At 73.7% G+C, this 25836-nt stretch carries 17 protein-coding genes; 11 read left to right on the plus strand and 6 right to left on the minus strand.

The genetic code is table 11. From position 1 onward, the window contains the following. On the minus strand, positions 1-361 hold a 361-nt coding region (locus ACWDCZ_RS10185), incomplete at its 3' end, for an AMP-binding protein (protein WP_449815701.1). 116 nt (positions 362-477) lie between these two features. After that, the gene (locus tag ACWDCZ_RS10190; RefSeq protein ID WP_117486672.1) at positions 478-1287 is read right to left on the minus strand and encodes a 2OG-Fe(II)-dependent halogenase WelO5 family protein; all 810 of its coding nucleotides are present in this window, start codon (positions 1285-1287) and stop codon (positions 478-480) included. A gap of 454 nt (positions 1288-1741) precedes the next feature. Here ACWDCZ_RS10190 and ACWDCZ_RS10195 point away from each other — a divergent pair, with 454 nt between their 5' ends. From ACWDCZ_RS10195 to ACWDCZ_RS10205, 3 genes are all read left to right on the plus strand, one after another. Beyond that, positions 1742-2695: a Gfo/Idh/MocA family protein gene (locus ACWDCZ_RS10195; RefSeq protein ID WP_449815702.1), complete on the plus strand. Its 954-nt coding sequence runs from the start codon at positions 1742-1744 to the stop codon at positions 2693-2695. A gap of 225 nt (positions 2696-2920) precedes the next feature. Next, a complete protein-coding gene (locus ACWDCZ_RS10200; protein ID WP_375873637.1) occupies positions 2921-4789 on the plus strand; it encodes an endonuclease/exonuclease/phosphatase family protein in 1869 nt (622 codons plus the stop codon). 75 nt (positions 4790-4864) lie between these two features. Next, positions 4865-5374, plus strand: a complete 510-nt coding sequence (locus ACWDCZ_RS10205) for a GNAT family N-acetyltransferase (protein WP_049650436.1) — start codon at positions 4865-4867, stop codon at positions 5372-5374. Between the two features lie 56 nt (positions 5375-5430). Here ACWDCZ_RS10205 and ACWDCZ_RS10210 read toward each other — a convergent pair whose 3' ends face one another. The 4 genes from ACWDCZ_RS10210 to ACWDCZ_RS10225 all read right to left on the minus strand — a co-directional run bounded on the left by ACWDCZ_RS10210 (position 5431) and on the right by ACWDCZ_RS10225 (position 11322). After that, positions 5431-7806, minus strand: coding sequence for an ATP-binding cassette domain-containing protein (locus ACWDCZ_RS10210; protein WP_449815703.1), 2376 nt, complete (start codon positions 7804-7806; stop codon positions 5431-5433). A gap of 267 nt (positions 7807-8073) precedes the next feature. Beyond that, positions 8074-8487: a VOC family protein gene (locus ACWDCZ_RS10215; RefSeq protein WP_049650434.1), complete on the minus strand. Its 414-nt coding sequence runs from the start codon at positions 8485-8487 to the stop codon at positions 8074-8076. Positions 8488-8655: 168 nt separating this feature from the next. After that, positions 8656-9879, minus strand: a complete 1224-nt coding sequence (locus ACWDCZ_RS10220; RefSeq protein WP_449815704.1) for a C40 family peptidase — start codon at positions 9877-9879, stop codon at positions 8656-8658. Positions 9880-10071: 192 nt separating this feature from the next. After that, complete coding sequence (locus ACWDCZ_RS10225; protein ID WP_449815705.1) at positions 10072-11322, minus strand: cytochrome P450 family protein; 1251 nt, start codon at positions 11320-11322, stop codon at positions 10072-10074. Between the two features lie 451 nt (positions 11323-11773). On the opposite strand from ACWDCZ_RS10225, the gene ACWDCZ_RS10230 reads away from it, so the two are divergent. The 8 genes from ACWDCZ_RS10230 (at position 11774) to ACWDCZ_RS10265 (ending at position 25806) form a co-directional block, all read left to right on the plus strand. Next, positions 11774-13801: a HelD family protein gene (locus ACWDCZ_RS10230; protein WP_449815706.1), complete on the plus strand. Its 2028-nt coding sequence runs from the start codon at positions 11774-11776 to the stop codon at positions 13799-13801. Positions 13802-14062: 261 nt separating this feature from the next. Beyond that, on the plus strand, positions 14063-15709 hold the full coding sequence (locus tag ACWDCZ_RS10235; protein ID WP_449815736.1) for an acyclic terpene utilization AtuA family protein: 1647 nt from the start codon (positions 14063-14065) through the stop codon (positions 15707-15709). Beyond that, positions 15706-17304, plus strand: coding sequence for an acyl-CoA carboxylase subunit beta (locus tag ACWDCZ_RS10240; protein WP_449815707.1), 1599 nt, complete (start codon positions 15706-15708; stop codon positions 17302-17304). The genes ACWDCZ_RS10235 and ACWDCZ_RS10240 overlap by 4 nt, the downstream gene beginning before the upstream one ends. Positions 17305-17317: 13 nt before the next feature. Further along, positions 17318-19270, plus strand: coding sequence for an acetyl/propionyl/methylcrotonyl-CoA carboxylase subunit alpha (locus tag ACWDCZ_RS10245; RefSeq protein ID WP_449815708.1), 1953 nt, complete (start codon positions 17318-17320; stop codon positions 19268-19270). Positions 19271-19283: 13 nt separating this feature from the next. Further along, positions 19284-20453 carry an acyl-CoA dehydrogenase family protein gene (locus ACWDCZ_RS10250; RefSeq protein WP_449815709.1) on the plus strand — a complete coding sequence of 390 codons (1170 nt, stop codon included), beginning with the start codon at positions 19284-19286 and terminating at the stop codon, positions 20451-20453. Positions 20454-20846: 393 nt separating this feature from the next. Beyond that, complete coding sequence (locus ACWDCZ_RS10255) at positions 20847-22445, plus strand: 4-coumarate--CoA ligase family protein (protein ID WP_049659698.1); 1599 nt, start codon at positions 20847-20849, stop codon at positions 22443-22445. Positions 22446-22558: 113 nt separating this feature from the next. After that, the gene (locus ACWDCZ_RS10260) at positions 22559-23179 is read left to right on the plus strand and encodes a TetR/AcrR family transcriptional regulator (protein WP_049655195.1); all 621 of its coding nucleotides are present in this window, start codon (positions 22559-22561) and stop codon (positions 23177-23179) included. Between the two features lie 149 nt (positions 23180-23328). Next, on the plus strand, positions 23329-25806 hold the full coding sequence (locus tag ACWDCZ_RS10265; protein WP_449815710.1) for a SpoIIE family protein phosphatase: 2478 nt from the start codon (positions 23329-23331) through the stop codon (positions 25804-25806). Positions 25807-25836: the final 30 nt, after the last annotated feature.

The raw sequence follows: 25836 nt of genomic DNA on the forward strand, positions 1-25836 counted from the left end.
GTCCCAGAGCCCCGACCCGGCCCGACTGCTGGCCGACCACCGTCCGCGGGGCCCGGTGCCCGTCCGCCACCCGCAGTCCGGACCGGCGCAGCTCGCCGTGGTGGCGCGGCTCGGCGAGCACGAGGTCGGGGGCGGCGAGGGCGAGCCGGTTCGCCCCCTCGGCGACCGGCTCGGTGGGCTCGACGAGGGTGAAGGCCGCGCCGGCGCCGAGGACCGCCAGCTGGGCGACCACGGCGTCTGCCGTGCGGTCGAGATGGATGCCGACCAGACAGCCGCGACCGATGCCCGACGCCCGCAACAGGTCCGTCAGACGGTCCGCCCTGGAAGCGAGTCGGGCGTAGGTCAGACGTTCCCGACCCACGACGACGGCCGTTCGATGCGGGTGGGTTCGCGCGTGTGCGCGGACGAGCGCCGGGAGCATGCCGAAGTCCTCTCTGCGTGTCGACGGTCGATTCGAAGGCTGTGGCGGGAGCGGCGTCAGCTCCAGTAGACGAGCGGTTCCCTCGGGCCCTTGGTGGCGATGAACGCGGCCGCTCCGACCCGGTGTTCGTCCTCGCCGCTGGTCACCGCGTGCAGCATCCGGGGGCTGAAGATGATCAGGTCGCCGGCCTCGGGGTGGATCACGTGGACCGGGGGCTCCACGGAGTCGGGCTGCAGGCCCTCGACGTCGAGGATCGTCGCGGTCTCCTCCGGGGTCGGCTCGCGCAGCCAGAGGTGCAGGTCGCCGCCCTTCTTCGGGACCTGGAGGTAGACGTTGGCGACCAACTGGTTGAGCACGCCCGCGATTTCGGGGGCGTCGGTCTCCTGGTCGATCGCGTCGTTGTGCGGGTAGAACTTCGAGGTCGAGGGCTGGAAGACGCGGAAGGCGCCGACGAAGCAGGCCCGCTCGCGCAGCCGCAGCAGGTTGGCGCCGGCCGGCCACAGTTCCTGCAGCTCCAGGCGCACCCGGTCGATCGGCGAGAGGTACGGGTGGAACATCGAGCGGACGTCCTCGATGGCCGGCAGGGCGCTGTCGTGGTACTGCTTCGTCAGCTCGGCGTCCCACTTGGTGTCGATGTGCGGCATGTACACCCGTCCGACACTGCTGGTGTACTGCTTGTGGTAGTGCCCGAGCGCCTGGTGGTTGATCGCCTTCTGGGCGACCTGCTCGGCGATCTCGACGGGGTAGTAGCCGCGTACGTGGATCGCGCCGATCTCGCGCTCGGCCAGCTGGAGCAGGGTCCGGGCGGTGAGTTCGGTGGCGATCTCGTTCGTTGCCGACCTGACGACGTGCGCGGTGGCGGTCATGAGCGTGCTCCTGGGAAAGCGACGGGACAGGACTGTGCGCGCGCCTCCGGCGTTCAGCGGGGCGTTGGTGCGGTGGAGGCGTCGGAGGGGCCGCCGGCGGTGCCGTGACGCGTGAGCGGTACGGCGGACACGTCCGGCGGGGGTCTCGGCCGCGAGGACGCGTGGAGCGGCACGAGGAGTGGAACGGGCGGTCGGCCGCGGGGGCGTTCGGAGCCCTGGTTTCCGCCGCGTCCCTCCGTTCCGTGACACCGGGCCCCCGGTGTCAGCGCTCGATCACCGTACCCCAGACAATGTGACAGTACAATGTCATGTTGTCTGAAGGGGCTGTGATCAGCCACTGGTGACGGATGGTCAGCAGTTCACGGACGGGACCGGACGGCGGGCGGTGGCGTGCCAGGGCCGGCCGGTGCGTAAGGTGGGTCCGCCGATGATCGTCCGCATGCCGGGAGGCCTCATGACCAGCACGCCAGCCGCCGACGCCCCGCTCCCGGTCGGGGTGATCGGCCTCGGCGACATCGCCCAGAAGGCCTACCTTCCGGTGCTCACCGCGCTGCCCGGGCTGGACCTGCGGCTGATGACCCGGGACGCGGCCAAGCTCGACCGGCTCGGCGAGACCCACCGGATCGCCCCCGAGTACCGCTTCACCGACCTCGGCGCGCTGATCGGCAGCGGCATCCGTGCCGCCTTCGTGCACGCCGCCACCGACCAGCACGTCCCGATCGTCGAGCAGCTGCTCACCGCCGGGGTGGACGTCTACGTCGACAAGCCGCTCGACTACACCCTGGACGGCGCCCGCCGCCTGGTCGACCTCGCCGACCGCACCGGCCGCTCGCTGATGGTCGGCTTCAACCGCCGCTACGCGCCCGGCTACGCCCAGGCCAAGGAGCGCCCGCGCGACCTGATCGTGCTCCAGAAGAACCGCGAGGGCCTGGCCGAGGCGGCCCGCACCCTGGTGTTCGACGACTTCATCCACGTCGTGGACGTGCTGCGGTTCCTGGCCCCCGGCGAGATCGAGCACGTGGACGTCCGCGCCCGCACCCGGGACGGGCTGGTCGAGCACGTGGTGCTCACCCTCGGCGGCGAGGGCTTCACCGCCCTCGGCATCATGAACCGGGTCTCCGGCTCCACCGAGGAGGTGCTGGAGGTCTCCGGCGGCGACTCCAAGCGCGAGGTGCACAACCTGGCCGAGGTGGTCGACCACCGCGGCCAGCCGACCGTCCGCCGCCGCGGCGACTGGGTGCCGGTGGCCCGTCAGCGCGGCATCGAGCAGTGCGTGCTCGCCTTCCTGGCGGCCGTCCGCGCCGGGCACACCCTGGACGCCCACGACGCGCTGCGCACCCACGAGCTGTGCGAGCTGGTGGTGGAGCGGATCGAGGCTTCCTGGGAGTCCGCTGGGAGCGGGCTGTGAGAAACCCGGGCTGAGCGGCCGTCACGTCACCTGCGGGGAACCGTCCGTTCACCGTCGGGGTCTTGTCGGGGCATTTTCTACGCGCGTATCTTGAGGGGCGCCGCGGGGGGCGGGAGACCGTCCTCCGCTTCTTCGCCACGCGAGCAGCGCGCGCCCGACGCGCGCCTCCGCCCGGACCGCCGTGCCACGACCGTGCCGCACGACGGAGCTAGGAGCCCTGCCCCGGTGACCACCGCCCCCGCCTCCCGCCCCCGCAGAACCCTGCTGCGCGCCGCCCTGATCCCGGCCACGCTGGCCGCCTCGCTGGTGCTCGTCCCGCTGCCGGTGGCGAACGCCGCCGCGCCCGCGACCCCGGCCCCGACCGAGGCCGGCCCGCTGCGGATCCACGACATCCAGGGCAGCACCCGGATATCCCCGCAGGCCGGCAAGCCCGTCACCGGAGTGCCCGGCATCGTCACCGGCGTGCGCGCGTACGGCAGCGTCAAGGGCTTCTGGCTCCAGGACCCGAACCCCGACGCCGACCCGGCCACCAGCGAGGGCATCTTCGTCTACACCGGCGGCAACCCGACCGTGCAGGTCGGCGACTCGGTGCTGGTGAGCGGCAAGGTCACCGAGTACTACCCGAACTACAGCGGCGGCTCGCAGTCCATCACCGAGATCACCGCCCCCGGCATCACCGTCCTGTCGGCCGGCAACCCGCTGCCCGCCCCGGTGGTCGTGGACACCCGCAACATCCCCGGCACCTACGCCCCGCCGGCCGGCCCGGACGGCTCCATCGACGGCGGCACGCTCCAGCCGGAGAAGTACACCCTCGACTTCTACGAGTCCCTGGAGGGCATGCTCGTCCAGGTCAAGGACGTCCGGGTGGTGCAGGCGACCGACAAGTACAACGAGCTGTGGGTCGCCGCCGACAAGCAGGACCAGCGCAGCAAGCGCGGCGGCCTGCTGTACGAGTCGTACAAGGAGCCCAACGTCGGCCGGCTGATGATCCAGCAGCAGGCCCCGGTGAACCAGCGGCCGTTCCCGGTCGCCAACGTCGGCGACGAGCTGACCGGCACCACCACCGGCCCGCTGGACTACAACAACTTCGGCGGCTACACCCTGGTCGCCGGCACCATGGGCACCCTGAAGGACAACCACCTCCAGCGCGAGGTCACCGCCCAGGCCGGCGACCGCGAACTCACCCTCGCCACCTACAACGTGGAGAACCTGGCCCCGGGCAACCCGGACGCCAAGTTCGCCGAGCTGGCCCAGGGCGTCGTCACCAACCTGCGCTCGCCCGACATCGTCGCCCTGGAGGAGATCCAGGACAACAACGGCAACAAGAACGACGGCACGGTGGACGCGAGCCAGACCGTCGCCAAGTTCATCGCCGCGATCAAGGCGGCCGGCGGCCCGGCCTACGACTGGCGCTCGGTCGACCCGCAGGACGGCAAGGACGGCGGCGAGCCCGGCGGCAACATCCGCCAGGTCTTCCTGTTCAACCCGCAGCGGGTGTCCTTCACCGACATCCCCGGCGGCAGCGCCACCACCGCCGTCGGCGTGACCGGCACCGGCGCGGGCACCGCGCTGACCGCCTCGCCCGGCCGGATCGAGCCGAACGACGAGGCCTGGACCAACAGCCGCAAGCCGCTGGTCGGCCAGTTCTCCTTCCGCGGCAAGAAGGTCTTCGTCATCGCCAACCACTTCAACAGCAAGGGCGGCGACCAGGGCATCGACAGCCGCTTCCAGCAGCCGACCCGCAGCTCCGAGGTGCAGCGGATCAAGCAGGCCACCGTCGAGCAGTCCTTCGTCGCCAAGCTGCTGGCCGCCGACAAGGAGGCCAAGGTCGTCTCCCTCGGCGACTTCAACGACTACCAGTTCTCGCCCGCGCTCGCCGCGCTCACCAAGGACGGCGTGCTGCGCGACCTGGTGAACGAGCTGCCGGAGACCGAGCAGTACTCGTACGTCTACCAGGGCAACTCGCAGGTGCTGGACCACATCCTGGTCAGCCCCGAGGTCGGCTACGCCAAGTACGACGTGGTGCACATCAACGCCGAGTTCGCCCAGCAGGCCAGCGACCACGACCCGCAGGTGGTCCGCATCAAGCCGTAGTCCGGGCACCGGTTACGCTGCCTCCGCCGCCGGTGATCACCGGCGGCGGAGGCAGCGCCGTGTGACGGGGAGACGATGGACCACCGGATCGAGCGGATCGGACGCGAGGACTGGCAGCGCCTGCGGAAGGTACGGCTGGCCCAACTCCTCGACACGCCCCTGGCGTTCGGCGAGACCCACGAGTACGCGAGCCACCAGGGCGAGGGCAACTGGCGGGCCCGCTGCAACTGGGTCAACGAGCCCGACAAGCTGGGCCTGGTCGCGGTGGACGCCACGGGGGAGTGGGTCGCCACCATGCTGTCCGTCCCGAACCGGGAGCAGCCCGGCGCGCTCGACCTGATCGGCGTCTGGGTGGACCCGGCGCACCGCGGCCGCGGGCACGGCGTCGCCGACGCCCTGCTGGACGCGGTGCTCGCCTGGGCGCGGGTCCGGGGCGCCGGGCGGATGCTGCTCGGGGTGCACGAGGCGAACCCCCGCGCCGCCGCCTTCTACCTGCGGCGCGGGTTCGTCCACACCGGCGGGTCCACGCCGTACGTGCTGGACCCCTCGGCGCGGATCCTGGAGATGGCCCTCCCGCTGGACTGACCGGCCCGGCGGGAGGGCCCCGGCTCCGCGGAGGCGCGGCGCGGAGTCGGTCCGGCTCAGCCCAGATACCGGGCCAGCGCCTCGCCGGTCAGCGTGGACCGGGCGGCGACCAGCTCGGCCGGGGTGCCCTCGAAGACCACCCGCCCGCCGTCGTGGCCGGCACCCGGCCCGAGGTCGATGATCCAGTCGGCGTGCGCCATCACCGCCGGGTGGTGCTCGATCACGATGACCGACTTGCCGGACTCGACCAGCCGGTCCAGCAGCCCCAGCAACTGCTCGACGTCGGCCAGGTGCAGGCCGGTGGTCGGCTCGTCCAGCACGTAGACGCCGCCCTTGTCCGCCATGTGGGTGGCCAGCTTGAGCCGCTGCCGCTCGCCGCCGGAGAGCGTGGTCAGCGGCTGGCCGAGGCTCAGGTAGCCGAGCCCGACGTCGGCCAGCCGCTCCAGGATCCGGTGCGCGGCCGGGAGCTTCGCCTCGCCCGAGCCGAAGAACTCCTCCGCCTCGGTCACCGACATCGCCAGCACCTCGGCGATGTCCCGCCCGCCCAGGTGGTACTCCAGCACCGCCGGCTGGTAGCGCTTGCCCTCGCAGTCCTCGCAGGTGGTGGCCACCCCGGCCATCATCGCCAGGTCGGTGTAGACCACCCCGGCGCCGTTGCAGGTCGGGCAGGCGCCCTCGGAGTTGGCGCTGAACAGGGCCGGCTTCACGCCGTTGGCCTTGGCGAAGGCCTTGCGGACGGGTTCGAGCAGCCCGGTGTAGGTGGCCGGGTTGCTGCGCCGGGAGCCCTTGATCGCCCCCTGGTCGACCGAGACCACGCCCTCGTCGACCGGGATCGAGCCGTGGATCAGCGAGCTCTTGCCGGAGCCCGCCACCCCGGTCACCACCGTGAGCACCCCGAGCGGGACGTCCACGTCCACGTCCCGCAGGTTGTGGGTGTTCGCGCCGCGGATCTCCAGCGCGCCGGTGGGCTTCCGTACGGCCTCGCGCAGCGCCGTCCGGTCGGACAGGTGGCGGCCGGTCACCGTGCCGCCGGCGCGCAGCCCCGCCACGTCGCCCTCGTAGCAGACCGTGCCGCCGGCCGCACCGGCCCCCGGACCGAGGTCGATCACGTGGTCGGCGATCGCGATGGTCTGCGGCTTGTGCTCCACCACCAGCACCGTGTTGCCCTTGTCCCGCAGGCGCAGCAGCAGCCGGTTCATCCGGTCGATGTCGTGCGGGTGCAGGCCGGTGGTGGGCTCGTCGAAGACGTACGTGGTGTCGGTGAGCGAGGAGCCGAGGTGGCGGATCATCTTGACCCGCTGCGCCTCGCCGCCGGACAGCGTGCCGGAGGGGCGGTCCAGCGAGAGGTAGCCGAGGCCGATCTCCACGAAGGAGTCGAGGGCCTGCCGGAGCGTGCCGAGCAGCGGCGCCACCGAGGGCTCGTCGAGGTCGCGGACCCAGTCGGCGAGGTCGCTGATCTGCATCGCGCAGGCGTCGGCGATGCTGATCCCGGCGATCTTCGAGGACCGGGCCGCCGCGCTGAGCCGGGTGCCCTCGCAGTCGGGGCAGGCGGTGAAGGTCACGGCCCGCTCCACGAAGGCCCGGATGTGCGGCTGCAGCGCTTCCTTGTCCTTGGAGAGCATCGACTTCTGGATCTTGGGGATCAGGCCCTCGTAGGTGAGGTTGACGCCGTTGACCTTGACCTTGGTCGGCTCCCGGTACAGGAAGTCCTGCATCTCCTTCTTGGTGAACTTCCGGATCGGCTTGTCCGGGTCGAGGAAGCCCGAGTTGGCGTAGACGCCGACCGTCCACCAGCTGTCGGTCTTCCAGCCGGGGATGGTGAACGCGCCCTCGGAGATCGACTTGCTGTCGTCGTACAGCTGGGTGAGGTCGATGTCCGAGACGCTGCCGCGGCCCTCGCAGCGCGGGCACATGCCGCCGGTGATGCTGAAGCTGCGCCGCTCCTTGACCGTCCTGCCGCCGCGCTCGACGGTGACGGCGCCGGCGCCGCTGATCGACGGGACGTTGAAGGAGAAGGCCTTGGGGGAGCCGATGTGCGGGGTGCCGAGGCGGCTGAACAGGATGCGCAGCATCGCGTTGGCGTCGGTGGCGGTGCCGACGGTGGAGCGCGGGTCGGCGCCCATCCGCTGCTGGTCGACGATGATCGCGGTGGTCAGGCCCTCGAGGACGTCCACCTCGGGGCGGGCCAGGGTGGGCATGAAGCCCTGGACGAAGGCGCTGTAGGTCTCGTTGATCAGCCGCTGGGACTCGGCGGCGACGGTGTCGAAGACCAGCGAGCTCTTGCCCGAGCCGGACACCCCGGTGAACACCGTCAGCCGGCGCTTGGGGATGTCGATGCTGACGTCCTTGAGGTTGTTCTCGCGCGCGCCGTGCACGCGGATCAGGTCGTGGCTGTCGGCGACGTGCGGCTGCGCGTCCGTCCGCTTGGGCATCGTTCTCTTCGCTCCCTGGCTCTCGGCGGTCTCTCGGGGTCTCTCGGGGGTCTCTCCCGGGGGAGGGGCCGGCGGGCCCGCCCCGCGGCCGCCGTCGGTGTGCTCGAACCCTTCGATCCAACCATCGATCCGGCCGGGATCGAACGGCTTTCGGGTGCGGCCGACGGCGGGGAGGGACGGGCCCCGGCGCCCTCGGGCCGGGCCGGGCTTGTCCCGGCCCAGCCGGCTCAGCCCGGCTCAGCCCGGCCCAGCCCGGCTCAGCTCAGCTCAGCTCAGCTCGTTGAAGCGGACCATGGTGCCCGCCGGGTCGCGGAACGCGCAGTCGCGGACGCCGTACGGCTGGGTGGTCGGCTCCTGGACCAGCTCGGCGCCGCCGGACTTCAGCCGGTCGAAGACGCCGTCCAGGTCGCGGGTGCCCAGGACGACCCGGGCGTAGGTGCCCTTGGCCATCATCTCGGTGATGGTCCGCTGCTCCTCCTCGGTGCGGCCCGGGTCGGCGGAGGCCGGCTCCAGCACCAGGGAGACGTCCGGCTGGCCGGCCGGGCCGACGGTGATCCAGCGCATCGGGCCGCCGCCGACGTCGCTGCGCACCTCGAAGCCGAGCAGGTCGCGGTAGAAGGCGAGGGAGGCCTCGGGGTCGGTGTGCGGGAGGAAGGTCCAGTGAATGGTGAGGTCGCTCATGACTGCAACGCTAGGCGCGCACCCCGGGCGCGCGCTTCTCGAATCCTGATCGCTTCCCGTTCCTCCCCGCGGCGCTCCCCTGGGGCGTTCCTCGGGGCGCTCCTCGGGGAGGAACGACCGCGCCGGCCGCCTCGGGGGAGACGGCCGGCACGGGGCGGAGGGGGCTTCCTAGCAGTCGGGGATGGTCGTGCCGTTGTTGTCCTTGGCGGTGTCGTTGCCCCAGCGGGAGAGGTAGAACGCGGAGACCCACTGGCCGGCGGGGCCCCCGTCGGCGTCGGTCCTCAGCCACCAGTGGTTGACGCTGCCGCCGTTGGAGACCTCACGGCCCCAGGCCTTGCAGTAGACGTAGTTCGTCCCCTGGTTCAGCGTCCCGGTGGCGTTGGTGGAGGTCGGCGAGGAGTAGACGCTCGCGCTGGCGAAGGTGTCCACCCAGTACTTGCCGGTGGCGGGCGGGGTGCCGCCGCCGGGGCAGGTGGGGATGGTCGTGCCGTTGTTGTCCTTGGCCGTGTCGTTGCCCCAGCGGGACAGGTAGAACGCGGACACCCACTGGCCGCCGGGGCCGGAGTCCGGGGCGGTCTTCAGCCACCAGTGGTTGAAGGCGCTGCCGTTGGAGACCTCGCGGCCCCAGGCCTTGCAGTAGACGTAGTTGGTGCCCTGGTACAGCGTCCCGGTGCTGGTGGTGGAGGTCGGGGAGCCGTACACCGGCGCGTTGGCGAGGGTGTCCACCCAGTACTGGCCGCTGTTCGACGGGGGCGTGGTCGGCGGCGGGGTGGTGGAGCCGGGGCCGTACAGCCGGATGGCGCCGTAGTAGTCGCCGTGCGAGGAGAGCGTCGCCACCTGGACGTAGCCGCCGGAGTAGGGGGCCTCGACTATCCAGCCCTGCCCGAGGTACATCGCGACGTGGTGGATGGTGGAGGCGGTGTTGCCGAAGTACACCAGGTCGCCGGGGAGCAGCGGTGCGGTCCCGTCCGCCCGGTAGTAGCGGGCGACGGCGCGGGAGGTCGGCCACTGGGTCCGGGTGGTGCCGTTGATGACGTCGTCGCCGACCGCCAGGTCGTAGGCGTAGCGGACCATGCCGGAGCAGTCCAGGCCGCGGACGTTGCAGTCGTTGGGGGCGCCGTTGGCGGGGTCGCAGAGGCCGTACGTCGGGCCGGGCTGCGAGCCGTGGCCGCCGCCCCACGAGTACGGGGTGCCGATCAGCCCGCAGGCGGAGCGGACGGCGGCGGTCGCCTGCGGCGCCGCACCGGTGGAGAGCACCCCGCAGGCGGGCGCCGCCTCGGCCGCGCCGGCACCGGCGAAGAACACTCCGACCGACACCAGCAGCGACAGCAGGGCCGCCCACCGCAGCGGGGCGACCAGCCACCGCGACAGAACGTTTACGCGCGTAGTCATGGTCGCGAATACTTCCGGAGCCGCTGACTCCGGGTCAATGGTCCTGTCCCCCATACCTCCTGTGGTCCGCACACTTGCCGGTGTGCAGGTCACGGGCACGACTACCGGCAACAAGGGGGCAGCCCGGCGCGGACGTGCCGCAGCGGCCGCCGGGCCGGGCTGCTCGCCCCCGGGTGGCACCGGGGCGGGCCGTCACACCCCGGCGGCCAGGGCGGGCGTCGGGACGACCCAGAGCTCGGCGGGGCCGTTGATGATGGCGGACTCCAGCCGGGGCGGCGTCGGACGGGACGGGTCCAGGGCGCTGTCGGGGTAGGCGCCGAACAGGCCCTCCAGGGCCACCTCGGTCTCCAGTCGGGCGAGGGGCGCGCCGAGGCAGAAGTGCGGGCCGTAGCCGAAGGCCAGGTGCTCCTTGTCGGGGCGCGTCGGGTCGAAGTCGTCCGGCCGCTCCGGGTGGACCTCCGGGTCCCGGCCGGCCGCGCCGAAGCCGAGCAGGATCGGCTCGCCCCGCCGGATGACCACGCCCTCGCCCAGGTCGACGTCCTCCAGCGGGTAGCGGAGCGGGAGGTGCATCGCCGGGCTCTCGTAGCGCAGGGTCTCCTCGACGACGGCTTCCCAGCCGAGGGTGCCCGCGCGGACCTCGGCCAGGTGGCGGGGGTGGGCCAGGAGGGCCTGGACGGCGCTGGTGATGAGGTTGACCGCGGTCTCGTACCCGGCGCCGAGCATCAGGAAGAGGATGTCGCGGGACTCCTCCTCGCTGCGGCCGGTCCCGTCGCCGGTGTCGACGGCCGCCACGTCGCTGGCGAGGTCCGGGCCGGGGTCGCGCCGCTTGAGCGCCAGCAGCTCGGTCAGCACCACGTTGATCTCCGCGCGGGAGCGCGTCATCTGCTCGTTCGTGGCCGTCGTCGTCAGCAGGGTGTCCATCGCCGTGCCGATGGGCGGCCGCATGTCGGCCGGGACGCCGAAGAGGTCGCAGATCACCGTCATGGTCAGCGGACGCGAGAGGGCGTGGCGCAGGTCCACGGCCTCGCCGGGGCCGAGCGTACGGAACGCACCGACCAGGGCGGCGGTGGTCTTCTCGATGCCGGGCCGCAGCGCGGACACCCGGCGGGGCGCGAACGAGGGCGCCATCCGGCGCCGGGCCGAGCGGTGTTCGCCGCCGTAGAGGTTGAAGAAGTTCTGCTGGAACGCGATCGGCCCCATCGGCCAGCCCTCGGGCACCGAGGCCAGGCCGGGCCAGTGCCTGCGCGGGTCGCGGGAGATCCGCGGATCGCCGGTGAGGGCGCGGATCACCGAGCTGCGGGTCACGGACCAGGCGATGATGCCGCCGGGGAGTTCGACCCGCACGGCGGGTCCGGCGGAGCGGAGCTCGGCGTTCTGTCGGTGCGGGTCCCGGGCGGTCATGTCCAGCACCGGGCAGCGGCTGACGTCTGGATCTGGAGCCATGGTGTTGCTCCTCAGGATCTCTCGGGGTGCCCCGGGCGGGCCGTGCCAGGGCACGGTCCACCGTCTCCGGGGCCTGTGCTCCGTTGTAGAGGGGTACGGCGCGGCCGTCAACGGGGCCGCGGCCCGTCCGTGGCGTTCGGCGCCGGTCGCCGCGCCGGGTCTTTCCCCTTTTCCCGGGTGCGGCACGACATCACCGGCGTCCGGGGCGGGCCCGCCCATAAGGCATACGGGCATCGGGAACGCAAATCGGCGATATGCGGAACGGCGGAATGCGTAATGCGCCGCACGGTCGGCCGTCCTGGATTCAGAGGTAAGGCCATGGCTTCACCAGGTAAGTCAAGACTTACCTTCGAGGGGCTTTGACCGTATGGTGTGGCTCGAATCGAAGGAGTCCCCCGTGTCGAATGCGAATGATCCCGTTGTGCGCGCGGTTGCGTCGGAGCGGGATTATGTGTCCTCCCTGTATGAATTCCTCACCGAGCGGCTTTCCGAGGCGCGAATGCACCGGGCGGGTCTGCTGAAGGCTCCGGCGGAAAGCGCCGGTGAGGCGTACGAGAGGGAAATCGCCGCCGATCGGCTGGCCAAGGAAATTGGCCGGCTGGAGGGCGCCGAAAAGGGTCTGGTATTCGGGCGGATCGACTGGGCGGACGGCACGGCCCTGCGCATCGGGCGGATCGGACTGCACCGGGAGGAGGACGACCTGCCCCTGCTGGTGGACTGGCGTGCGAACGCGGCGCGGCCGTTCTACGAGGCGACGCCGGTCCACCCGATGGGCCTGCGGCGGCGCCGGCACCTGCGCCTGGAGGAGCGCACGGTCGTCTCGGTGAGCGACGAGCTGCTGGACGGGAGCGCCCCGACCGAGGAGGACGTCGTGGGGGACGGCCCGCTGACCGAGGCGCTGTCGGCACGGCGCACGGGCCGGATGGAGGCGGCCGTCGCCACGCTGCAGGCCGAGCAGGACGAGGTGGTCCGCTCCGCCCACCGCGGGGTGACCGTGGTGCAGGGCGGGCCGGGCACCGGAAAGACGGTGGTCGCCCTGCACCGGGCGGCCTACGTCCTGTACGCGTTCCCGCGCGCCGCGGAGGAGGGCGTCCTGGTGGTGGGCCCGAACGCCCGGTTCCTCGACTACATCTCCCAGGTCCTCCCCTCGCTCGGCGAGAACGACGTCGTCCTGGCGACCTGCCGGGAGCTGGCCGGAGTGTCGCCGGCCGCGGCGGACCGGTTCGACACGGCGCGGCTCAAGGGCGGCGCCGAGCTCGCCGACGCCCTGGCCGGCCTGCTGCGCGCCTACCAGGCCCCCGCCGGCGACTTCACCGTGCGGGTCGGGCGGGAGCCGGTCCACCTGTCCGCCGAGGAGGTCGCCACGGCACGCGACGCCGCCGCGGCGGCCGTACCGGGGCACAACCCCGCGCGCCAGGTGTTCAAGGAACTCCTGGTCGACGCCGTCACCGACGCGATGCAACGGGACATGGGCGACGTCCTGGAGCAGATCGACTCCGACACCGTCGCGATGACGGGCCTGGACCTCGACCGGTTCACGGGGGCCGGCCGGCACCGCGGCGAGGGCGCGGCCGACACGGGTCCGGCGCACGAGCTGGACCTGGACGCCCTCCGGGCCGATCTCCTCGACGACGCCGGCCTCGACCGGGCGGTCGAGGCGCTGTGGCCGCGGCTGGCACCCGGCGACCTCGTGCGGGCGCTGCTGACGGACGCCGACGCCCTCGCCGAGCAGCTGTCCCGGCTGACCGCGCCGGAGCGGTCCCTGCTGCTGCGCGGTCCGGACGCCCCGTGGACCGACGCCGACGTGCCGCTGCTGGACGAGGCGGCGAGCCTGGTCGACGGCCCTCCGGAGCGGACGTACGGGCACGTGGTCGTCGACGAGGCGCAGGAGCTGACCGCCATGCAGTGGCGGATGATCGTCCGCCGCTGCCCAGCGCGGGCGATGACGCTGGTCGGCGACTTCGCCCAGGCGGGCCCGGTCGCGACGGCACGCGACTGGAAGGAGGCGCTGGCCCCCCACGTCGGACCGCGGTTCAGGCTGCACGACCTGACCGTCAGCTACCGCACCACGCAGGAGATCCTGGAGAGCGTCCGGGGCCTGCTCGCGCGGATCGCCCCGGAGCAGAAGCCCACCCGGTCGCTGCGCGGCGGTGAGAGCCCCCGCACCGTGACCACGCCCCCGGACGGGTTGGCCGCCGCCGTCCTCCGGGAACTCCGGGCCCAGAGCGCCGCGCACCCGGGCGAGCTGCTGGGGGTGGTCTGCGCGGACACCAGGGTGGGCGAGCTGACGGCCCGGGGCGTCGCCCGCCACGCGCGCGTCGTACCGGCCTCCGAGGCGCGCGGCCTGGAGTTCGACGGGGTCCTCGTCGTGGACCCGGAGGAGATCACCGCGGCCCGCCCCGGCGGGGAGCGGGACCTGTACGTGGCCCTGACCAGGGCCACCAAGCGCCTCTGCACGATCACCGTCCAGCCCGCCTGACGCGCCCCGGCGCCCGCGCCGCCGCCGCGGGCGCGCCCGGCGTGGGACGGGCACCCGGCGCGCGGCGGGGGCGGGGTACACCGGATCGGAGGAAACAAGCAAGCGTGATTGCTTTTTTCTGCGGGCGGTGCCACGCTGCTGGCGGTGGCGCCCGTCGAAGGGTGCGCCCAACTCACCGGCAGGGGAGGCGCATTGGTGCGCGACGGCGCGGTACTGCGGATCGGCAACGCCTCGGGGTTCTACGGGGACCGCTTCGCCGCGATGCGGGAGATGCTCACCGGCGGGCCGCTGGACGTGCTCACCGGGGACTACCTGGCCGAGCTGACCATGCTGATCCTCGCCCGGGACCGGCTGAAGGACCCGTCGCTGGGCTACGCCCGGACCTTCCTGCGCCAGATGGAGGAGTGCCTCGGCCTGGCCCGCGAGCGCGACGTGAGGATCGTGGTCAACGCGGGCGGCCTCAACCCGGCCCGGCTCGCCGAGGAGCTGCGCGCGCTGGCCCGGCGGCTCGGCGTCGAGGCGGCCGTCGCCCATGTCGAGGGCGACGACCTGCTCCCGCGCCGGGACGAACTCGGCCTGCCGGAGGGCCTGTTGGCCGCCAACGCCTACCTCGGCGGGTTCGGGATCGCCGCCTGCCTGAACGGCGGCGCCGACGTGGTGGTGACCGGCCGGGTGACGGACGCGGCGCTGGTCGTCGGCCCCGGGATCGCCCGCTTCGGCTGGCCCCCGGAGGACCTGGACGCCCTGGCCGGCGCCGTGGTGGCCGGGCACGTCCTGGAGTGCGGCGCCCAGGCGACCGGCGGCAACTACGCCTTCTTCCACGAGCACGACGTGACCCGCCCCGGCTTCCCGCTGGCCGAACTGCGCGCCGACGGCTCCAGCGTGATCACCAAGCACCCGGGCACCGGCGGCGCCGTCACCACCGGCACCGTCACCGCCCAACTCCTGTACGAGACCGGCGGACCGCGCTACCTCGGCCCGGACGTCACGGCCCGGCTGGACACCGTGCGGCTCACCGAGGAGGGGCCGGACCGGGTCCGGATCGACGGCGTGCGCGGCGAGGCCCCGCCGCCCACCCTGAAGGCGGGCCTCAACCGGCTCGGCGGCCACCTCAACGAGGTGGTGTACGTCCTCACCGGCCTGGACATCGAGGCCAAGGCCGCCCTGGTGCGGCGGCAGTTCGCCGACGCGCTGCCGCCCGCCGCCCGCCCCGCCGAGCTGCGCTGGACCCTCGTCCGCACCGACCACCCGGACGCCGCCACCGAGGAGACCGCCTCCGCGCTGCTGCGGCTGACCGCCCGGGACCAGGACCCGGCCAAGGTCGGGCGCCAACTAGGCAAGGCCGCGGTCGAATCGGGGCTGTCCGGGTACCCGGGCTTCCACCTCACAGCCCCGCCCGGACCGGGCACGCCGTACGGGGTGTTCAGCGCCGTGTCCGTCGACCCGAAGGCCGTCGAGCACACCGCCGTCCTGCCGGACGGCCGCCGGATCGCCGTCCCGCCGGCGCCCGTGACCGGCCACGCCGCCCAACCCGACCGGCCCGAGCCGGAGTTGCCCGCACCGCTCCTCGAGGGCCCGACCCGGCGGGCCCCGCTCGGCCTGGTGGCCGGCGCCCGCAGCGGCGACAAGGGCGGGGACGCCAACCTCGGCGTCTGGGCCCGCTCGGAGGACGGCTGGCGCTGGCTGGCGCACGTCCTCACCGTGGAGAAGCTGCGCGAACTGCTGCCCGAGACCGCAGAGTTGCCCGTCGCCAGGCACCTGCTGCCGAACCTGCGGGCGGTCAACTTCACCCTCACCGGCCTGCTCGGCGAGGGCGTCGCCGCCCGGCACCGCTTCGACCCGCAGGCCAAGGCCCTCGGGGAGTGGCTGCGCGCCCGCCACCTCGACATCCCGGAGGTCCTGCTGTGACCGTGCTGCCCACCTGCGTCGACCCGGCCGGGCCCGAGTACGCCGGGCACCGCGCCGCGATGGTCGCCAAGCTCGCCGAGCTCGACGCCGAGCACGCCAAGGCGCTGGCGGGCGGCGGCCCCCGGTACGTGGAGCGCCACCGCGGGCGCGGCAAGCTGCTGGCCCGTGAGCGGATCGAGCTGCTGGTCGACCCGGACTCCCCGTTCCTGGAGCTGTCGCCGCTGGCCGCCTGGGGGAGCGATTACCCGGTGGGCGCGGCCCTGGTCACCGGCATCGGGGTGGTCGAGGGCGTCGAGTGCGTGATCACCGCCAACGACCCGACGGTGCGCGGCGGCGCCAGCAACCCCTGGACCCTGCGCAAGGCCCTGCGGGCCAACGAGATCGCGCTGGAGAACCGCCTCCCGCTGGTCAACCTGGTCGAGTCCGGCGGCGCCGACCTGCCCAGCCAGAAGGAGATCTTCATCCCCGGCGGCGCCCTGTTCCGCGACCTCACCCGGCTCTCCGCCGCCGGAATCCCCACCGTGGCCGTGGTGTTCGGCAACTCGACGGCCGGCGGCGCCTACGTGCCCGGCATGTCCGACCACACCGTGCTGGTCAAGGAGCGCGCCAAGGTCTTCCTCGGCGGCCCGCCGCTGGTGCGGATGGCCACCGGCGAGGAGGCCGACGACGAGTCGCTCGGCGGCGCCGAGATGCACGCCCGGGTCTCCGGGCTGGCCGACCACGTCGCGGCGGACGAGGCGGACGCGCTGCGGATCGCCCGCCGGATCGTCGCCCGGCTCGACCACCGCAAGCCCGGCCCCGGCCCGGACCGGAGCGCCGAGCCGCCCAGGTACGACGAGGAGGAGCTGCTGGGCATCGTCCCGGGCGACCTCAAGGTGCCCTTCGACCCGCGCGAGGTGATCGCCCGGATCGTCGACGGCTCCGACTTCGACGAGTTCAAGCCGCTCTACGGCACCAGCCTGGCCACCGGCTGGGCGCGCCTGCACGGCTACCCGGTCGGCGTCCTGGCCAACGCCCAGGGCGTGCTGTTCAGCCAGGAGTCCCAGAAGGCCGCCCAGTTCATCCAGCTGGCGAACCGGCGGAACACCCCGCTGCTGTTCCTGCACAACACCACCGGCTACATGGTCGGCAAGGACTACGAGCAGGGCGGCATCATCAAGCACGGCGCGATGATGATCAACGCCGTCGCCAACTCCACCGTCCCGCACCTGTCCGTGCTGATGGGCGCCTCCTACGGGGCCGGCCACTACGGCATGTGCGGCCGGGCGTACGAACCGCGCTTCCTCTTCTCCTGGCCGAGCGCCAAGTCCGCCGTGATGGGCCCGCAGCAGCTCGCCGGGGTGCTGTCGATCGTCGCCCGGCAGTCGGCCGCGGCGAAGGGCCGGCCGTACGACGAGGACGCGGACGCGGCGATCCGGGCGATGGTCGAGCAGCAGATCGAGGCCGAGTCCCTGCCGGTGTTCCTGTCCGGCCGGCTCTACGACGACGGCGTCATCGACCCGCGCGACACCCGTACGGTGCTCGGCCTCTGCCTGTCCGCGATCCACAACGCCCCGGTCGAGGGCGCCCGTGGCTACGGCGTCTTCCGGATGTGAGGGACCCCAGACGATGATCACCAACCTGCTGGTCGCCAACCGGGGCGAGATCGCCCGCCGGGTCTTCCGGACCTGCCGGGAACTCGGCATCGCGACCACCGCCGTCCACTCCGACCCGGACGCCGGCGCCCCGCACGTGCGCGAGGCCGACGCCGCCGTCCGGCTGCCCGGCGCCGCGCCCGCCGACACCTACCTGCGCGCCGACCTGCTCGTCCGCGCCGCGCTCGCCGCCGGGGCCGACGCCGTCCACCCCGGGTACGGATTCCTCTCCGAGAGCGCCGACTTCGCGCGGGCCGTGCTGGACGCGGGCCTGGTCTGGGTCGGCCCGCCGCCCGCCGCGATCGCCGCGATGGGCTCCAAGACCGCCGCCAAACGGCTGATGGCCGAGGCCGGGGTGCCGGTGCTGGGCGCGCTCACCGAGCCCGCCGAGGCCGACCTGCCGCTGCTGGTCAAGGCCGCGGCGGGCGGCGGCGGGCGCGGCATGCGGGTCGTCCGGAGCCTGGCCGAGCTCCCCGGCGAACTGGCCGCCGCCCGCGCGGAGGCGGCCAAGGCCTTCGGCTCGGACGAGGTGTTCTGCGAGCGCTACCTGCCCGCCGGGCGGCACGTCGAGGTCCAGCTGCTGGCCGATGCCCACGGCACCGTCTGGGCGGTCGGCGACCGGGACTGCTCGCTGCAGCGGCGGCACCAGAAGGTGATCGAGGAGGCCCCGGCCCCCGGCCTGCCGCCGGAGGTCCGCGCCGAGCTGCACGCGGCGGCCCGCGCCGCGGCCCGGGCGATCGGCTACACGGGCGCCGGCACCGCCGAGTTCCTGCTCGCCGGGGACGGCCGGTTCTTCTTCCTGGAGATGAACACCCGCCTCCAGGTCGAACACCCGGTCACCGAGGCCGTCACCGGCCTGGACCTGGTGGCCCTGCAACTCGCCGTCGCCGAGGGCGCGGAGCTGCCGCCCGACCCCCCGGCCCCCGCCGGCCACGCGATCGAGGCCCGGCTCTACGCCGAGGACCCGGCCAAGGACTGGCAGCCGGCCACCGGCACCCTGCACCGGTTCGAACTGACGCTCCCGTACCAGGAGTTCACCTGCGTCGAAGCGGGCTCCGGCACCGGCCTCCGGCTGGACTCCGGCGTGGAGTCCGGCAGCGAGATCACCCCGCACTACGACGCGATGCTCGCCAAGGTGATCGCCTGGGGGCCCACCCGCGCGGCCGCCGCCCGCCGGCTCGCCGACGCGCTCGCCCGCGCCCGCGTCCACGGCCCGGCCACCAACCGGGAGCTGCTGGTCCGGGCGCTGCGCCACCCGGCCTTCCTGGCCGCGGACCTGCACACCGGCTTCCTGGCCGAGCACGCGGCCGACCTCACCGCCCCGGACGCCAAGGGCGTCGACCGCGCCGCCCTGGCCGCCGCCCTGGCCGCCGCCCTCGCCGACGCCGCCGGCCGCCGCGGCGCGCTGCCCTCCGGCTGGCGCAACCTGCCCTCCCAGCCGCAGCTCAAGCGCTACCGGGCCGAGGACGGCACCGAGGCGGCCGTCCGCTACCGGCACACCCGCACCGGCCTGCTGGCCGAGGACCACCCGGACGTCGAGCTCGTCGAGGCCGCGCCGGACCGGGTCGTGCTGTCCGAGGGCGGGCTGCGCCGCACCTACCGCGTGGCCCGGTACGGCGACCGGGTGCACGTCGACACCCCGGCCGGCGGCACCGCGCTCACCGCCCTGCCGCGCTTCCCCGAACCCGTCGTCCGCACCGACCCCGGCGCGCTGCTCGCCCCGATGCCCGGCACCGTCGTCCGGGTCGCCGCCGCCGTCGGGGACACCGTCACCGCCGGCCGGCCGCTGCTGGTGCTGGAGGCGATGAAGATGGAGCACCGCGTCGTCGCCCCGGTCGACGGCACCCTCGTCGAACTGCGCGCCACCCCCGGCCGGCAGGTCGAAACCGGCACCCTGCTGGCCGTCGTCCGGCCCACCGAAGCCTGAGGAAGGACCCCGCATGTCCATCGGCAGTCAGCTCCTGGAGACCCCCGAACGCCAGACCCTGCGCCGGGCCGTCGGCGACCTCGGCCGCCGCTACGGCTCCACCTACTACCTCGCCAAGGCCCGGGCCGGCGAGCCCGCCGACGAACTGTGGGCGGAGGCCGGCAAGGCCGGCTACCTCGGCGTCAACCTGCCCGCCGAGTACGGCGGCGGGGGAGGCGGCATCACCGACCTCGCCATCGTCCTGGAGGAGCTCGGCGCCGCCGGCTGCCCGCTGCTGATGCTGATCGTCTCCCCGGCGATCTGCGGCACCGTGATCGCCCGCTACGGCACCGCGGAGCAGCAGCGGCGCTGGCTGCCCGGCCTGGCCGACGGCAGCCGCAGGATGGCCTTCGGCATCACCGAACCGGACGCCGGTTCGAACTCGCACCGGATATCCACCGTCGCCCGCCGGGACGGCGAGGACTGGCTGCTGACCGGCCGCAAGGTCTTCGTCTCCGGCATCGACCACTCCGACGCGGTGCTGTTCGTGGCCCGCACCGAGGACGCACGGACGGGGAAGCTGAAGCCCTGCCTGTTCGTCGTCCCGCGCGACACCCCCGGCTTCGAGTACCGGGCGATCCCGATGGAACTCGTCGCCCCGGAAAAGCAGTTCCAGGTCTTCCTGGACGACGTCCGGCTGCCCGCCGACGCCCTGGTCGGCGACGAGAACGCGGGCCTGCTCCAGCTGTTCGCCGGTCTCAACCCCGAGCGCGTCCTCACCGCAGCCTTCTCGCTCGGCCTCGCCCGCCAGGCCCTCGGCAAGGCCGTCGAGTACGCGAAGACCCGCACCGTCTGGTCCACCCCGATCGGCGCCCACCAGGGCCTGGCCCACCCGCTGGCCCAGTGCGCGGTGGAGATCGAACTGGCCCGGCTGATGACCCAGAAGGCCGGCCTGCTCTACGACGCGGGCGAGGACCTCGCCGCCGGGGAGGCCGCCAACATGGCCAAGTACGCGGCGGGGGAGGCCGCCGCCCGGACGGTGGACCAGGCGGTGCAGACCCTCGGCGGCAACGGCCTGACCCAGGAGTACGGGCTGGGCGCGCTGCTGACCGCCACCCGGGTCGGCCGGGTCGCCCCGGTCAGCCGCGAGATGGTGCTCAACTACGTCGCCCAGCACACCCTCGGGCTGCCGAAGTCGTACTGAGCGGCCGCCGCCGGTGGTCCTGAGCAGCCGCCGCCGCACCCGCCACCCCGGTCGGCCACCCGTTCGGTGTCGCCCGCCAGGGTGGTGCCGGCGCAGGCCTTGACGTAGCCGTCGGCGCCGGGCGCGGCCGGAGCGGCAGGAGCGGGACGGGGCCGGACAGGGGCCCCACAGCGGGGAGTTCCGCGGGCGGGGCCGCTCCCGGAGGCGGGCGGCCGTGGTGCGCGCCCTCCGGTCGGGCGCCCCCCGGGAGCGACCGTGCCACGGATGGTCCATTACGGGTTCCCCACAATGGCCGAGCCAGGCCCCCTACTGTCCGTATGCTCCTGAACGCGCCCCGCACGGAACTGCTAGCCGGTTTTGTTGCTACGTCAACTTCCATACTGGAGGCCCACCTTGGTGTTCCGAAGCGAGTTCCCCGACGTTGCCGTGGTCGACCTGCCGATCCACGAGGCGGTGCTCGGCGCCGCGGCGAAGTACGGCGACCGCCCGGCCCTGATCGACGGCGTCACCGGCGAGACCACCAGCTACGCCCAACTCGCCGACGCCGTCGAGCGGGTGGCCGCCGGACTGGCCGAGACAGGCGTCCGCCGCGGCGACGTCGTCGCCCTCTTCAGCCCCAACTCGACCGCCTACCCGATGGCCTACTACGGCGCGACCAGGGCCGGCGCCACCGTCACCACCGTCTCGTCCTTCGCCACCCCCGCCGACCTCGCCGGCCAGCTGCGCGACAGCGGCGCCCGCTGGCTCGTCACCGTCTCCCGCTTCCTGCCGACCGCCCGTGCGGCCGCCGAACTCCTCGCCGAACAGGGCCGCCCGCTGGCCGAGACCGTCGTCCTGGACGGCGCCGAGGGCCACCGCTCGCTCGCCGACCTGCTGGCCGCCACCGGCCCCGCCCCCGAGGTCGCCATCGACCCGGGCGAGGACATCGCCGTGCTGCCCTACTCCAGCGGCACCACCGGCCTGCCCAAGGGCGTGATGCTCACCCACCGCTCGATCGCCACCAACCTCTCCCAGTGCGACGCCCTCTACCGCCCCGCCGAGGGCGAACGGGTGCTCGCCGTCCTGCCGTTCTTCCACATCTACGGACTGGCCGCGCTGCTCAACCAGCCGCTGCGCTGCGGCGCCACCGTGGTCGTGCTGCCCCGCTTCGACCTGGAGCAGTTCTGCCGCACCGTCCAGGAGCACCGGGTGCAGGCCCTGGTGGTGGCCCCGCCGATCGCCCTCGCGCTGGCCCGGCACCCCGTCGTCGAGCAGTACGACCTCTCCTCGGTCGAGTACCTGCTGTGCGCCGCCGCCCCGCTCGACCACGAACTCGCCGACGCCTGCGCCCGGCGCCTGGGCCTGCCGCACCTGCTCCAGGGCTACGGCATGACCGAGCTCTCCCCGGTCACCCACGTCGTCTCCCCGCGCGAGGGCGACCCCTCGCCCGGCTCGGTCGGCCGGATGGTCCCCTCCACCGAGCTGCGGATCACCGCCCTGGACGGCTCCGACGGCGACCTCGGGCCCGGCGAACCCGGCGAGCTGCTGATCCGCGGCCCGCAGGTGATGAAGGGCTACTTCGGCCGCCCCTCCGAGACCGCCGCGGTGGTCGACGCCGAGGGCTGGCTGCACACCGGCGACGTCGGCTTCGTGGACGAGCGCGGCTACCTGTACATCGTCGACCGGGTCAAGGAGCTGATCAAGTACAAGGGCTACCAGGTCGCCCCCGCCGAACTGGAGGCCGTGCTGCTCGGCCACCCGCAGATCACCGACGCCGCCGTGATCGGCGTCCCGGACGCCGAGGGCACCGAGTGCCCCAAGGCGTTCGTGGTCCGCGCCCCGGGCAGCACCCTGACCGCCGAGGAGGTCACCGGGTACGTCGCCGGACAGGTCGCCCCGTACAAGAAGGTCCGCCTGGTGGAGTTCGTCGACACCGTCCCCAAGTCCGCGGCCGGCAAGATCCTGCGCCGCGAACTGCGCGCCCGCGAGGCCGGGCGCGCCGCCGCCCGCTGACCGGCCGGGGCCGCCCCGGCGGCCGGGGACCGGGGCGCGTCTGTGAGGATCGTCCCGCCGCGCCCCGACCGGCACCCGCCGCGCCCCGACCGGAACAGGAACCGCCCGCCGCCATGACCAGCCACCCCGCCGCCCGCACCCCGCAGCAGGACCGCAGCCGAGCGACCAGGGCCCGGCTGCTCGCGGCGGCCGTGGACTGCCTGGCCGAGCTCGGCTGGCACGGCTCCACCGTCACCGTCGTCGCCGAACGGGCCGGGGTCTCCCGGGGCGCGGCCCAGCACCACTTCCCGACCCGCGAGGACCTCTTCACCGCGGCCGTCGAGCACGTCACCGCCGAGCGGCTGGCAGCCGTCCGCGCCCACGCGGACGAGCTGCCGACCGCCGGCCCCGACCGCACCGGGGCCGTGGTCGACATGATCGTGCGGCTCTACACCGGCCCGCTGTTCCGCGCCGCCCTGCACCTGTGGACCGCCGCCGCCACCGAGGAGGCGCTGCGCGAGCGGATCATCGCCCTGGAGGGCCACGTCGGCCGGGAGGCCCACCGGGCCGCCGTCGAGTTCCTGGACGCCGACGAGAGCCGCCCCGGGGTGCGCGAATCCGTGCAGGCCACGCTGGACCTCGCCCGCGGACTGGGCCTCGCCAACCTGCTCACCGACGACAGCCACCGACGTTCCGGCGTGATCCGGCAGTGGGCGGGCGTTCTGGAGAGTACGCTGCGGCCGGTACGCCCATGACGCCCGTACACCCGGAGCGACCGGACGCCCCCTGACCAAAGGGGTCGCCGGGCGGCCGATGTCCGTGCAGTCTGGAGAAGAATCCCGGCCGGCACCGACCGCGAGGCCCACCCGGCCGGGCACGAGCCGAACCGGGGTGCTGCCTGATCATGCACGGACACGAGTGGGACGCGACCGCCGCCGACCCGGCACCGGGCCGTGCCCCGGTACGTCCCGAGGGCGCGAACCCCGAAGGCCACCGGCTCGTCCCGCTCGCGACGGCGCTGCTCCAGGACGACGGACTGATCCTGCACTGGAGCGAGGACGCCGAGGCCCTGCTCGGCTACTCCGCCGAGGAGGCCGTCGGCAGCTACGCCGCCCAGCTGCTCACCGACGGGTCCGACCGCTCCGAGGTGCTCGGCCTCTTCCAGCGGATCATGACCGGCAGCGGCTGGTCCGGCGTCTTCCCGGTGCGCCACCGCGACGGCCACAAGGTCGAGCTGGAGTTCCGCACCTACCCGATAGCCGGCCCGGCCGGCACCCTGCTGCTGCTCGCCACCGCCTCCGACACCCGCGCCCTGCACGCCGTCGAGGCCGACCTCGCGGTCCTGGACGGCATCTTCGGCCGCTCGCCGATCGGCATGGCCGTCTACGACACCGGACTGCGCTACATCCGGATCAACGAGGCACTCGCCCGGATGAACGGGGTGCCCGTCGCCGCCCACCTCGGCCGCCGGATATCCGCCGTCCTGCCCGGCATCAACAGCGCCGAGATCGAGCAGATCATGCGCCAGGTGCTCAAGACCGGCAAGCCCGTCGTCGACGCCCGCTCGCACGGCCGGGTCCCCGGCGACCCCCGGCGGGACCGCGCCTGGTCCGCCTCCTACTTCCGGCTCGAGGACTCCACCGGCCGGATCTTCGGGGTCTGTTCCTCGATCATCGACGTCACCGAGCGCTTCCAGGCCGAGGCCCGCGCCGCCCGGGCCCAGGAACGGCTCGCCACCATCGCCGAGGCGACCGCCCGGATCGGCACCACCCTCGACCTCCAGCGCACCGCCGAGGAACTGATCGAGGCCGTCGTCCCCCGGTTCGCCGACTTCGCCACCGTCGACCTGCTGGAGCCGGTGCTGCGCGGCGCCGAGCCCACCGCGATCCCCTCCGACCGGAACGTCACGCTCCGCGCCGTCGCCGTCGGGGAGTCCTACGAGAGCGGCCTCGCGCACGCCGTGGACGTGGTCGGCGAGACCTCCGAGTACGCCCCCGACCGCAGCTACACCCAGTGCCTGCGCGCCGGGAAGCCGCTGCTGCGCACCCACGTGGACGAGGACGTGCTGCGCGGGCTGGTCTCCAGCGAGGACCGGGTGGCCCCCGGGATGGCGGCGGGCATCCACTCGTACCTGATGGTGCCGATCACCGCCCGGGGCATGGTGCTCGGCGGCTCCGAGTTCATCCGGATGCGCAACCCCGAGCCGTTCACCGCCGCCGACGTCGCCCTCGCCGAGGAACTGGTCGCCCGCACCGCGCTGGCCCTCGACAACGCCCGGCTCTACCGCCGCGAGCGGGAGACCGCCCTCACCCTCCAGCGCAGCCTGCTGCCGCAGGAGGTGCACCGCACCCTCGGCCTGGAGATCGCCTACCGCTACCTGCCCAGCAGCGTGGTCAGCGAGGTCGGCGGCGACTGGTTCGACGTGGTGCCGCTGTCCTGCGGGAGAGTCGCCCTGGTGGTCGGCGACGTGATGGGCCACGGCATCCGGGCCGCCGCCACGATGGGCCAGCTGCGCACCGTCGCCCGGACCCTCGCCACCCTCGACATGCCGCCGGAGCAGGTCCTCACCCGGCTGGACGAGACCGCCTCGGGAATCGGCGAGGGCCAGTTCGCCACCTGCATCTGCGCGGTGTACGACCCGCTGGAGCGCACCGTCCAGGTCGCCTCGGCCGGGCACCTGCCGCCGGTCCGGGTCGCCCCCGACGGCACCGCCGCCAGGGTGGACGTGCCGCCCGGGGTGCCGCTGGGCGTCGGCGGGGTGGCCTTCGAGTCGATCGAGTTCACCATCCCCGAGGGCGGCATGGTCACGCTCTACACCGACGGCCTGGTCGAGCGGCGCGGCGAGGACCTGGACACCGGGATCGACCGGCTCGCCCGCACCCTCTCCGGCCCCGGCCGGACCCTGGAGGAGAACTGCGACGCCGTCCTCGCGGCGCTGGTCACCGACGGCACCGAGGACGACATCGCGATGATCATGGCCCGGGTGCTGCCGCTGCCCGCCGACCGGGTCGCCACCCTGCCGCTGTCCGGCGGCGGCCGGCTGCCCGGCAGGGCCCGCCGCTTCACCCGCGCCACCCTGGAGGCCTGGGGCCTGGCCGCGCTCACCGACTACGCCGAGCTGCTGGTCAGCGAGCTGGTCACGAACGCCCTGCTGCACGCCGACGCCCCGCGCCGGCTGCGGCTGTTCCGCGACCGGGTGCTCACCCTGGAGGTTTCCGACGCCGGCGGCCAGACCCCGCAGCTGCGCCCGTTCGCCGAGCAGGACGAGGGCGGGCGCGGGATGTTCCTGGTCAGCGAGCTGGCCCAGCGCTGGGGCAGCCGGCTCACCCGGGACGGCAAGGTGGTCTGGGCCGAGCTGGAGCTGCCCTTCGGGGTCTCGTAGGTCCCGTAAGGAACGGTGGTTCCGTACACG

This window comes from Kitasatospora sp. NPDC001225 (genome assembly GCF_053597855.1).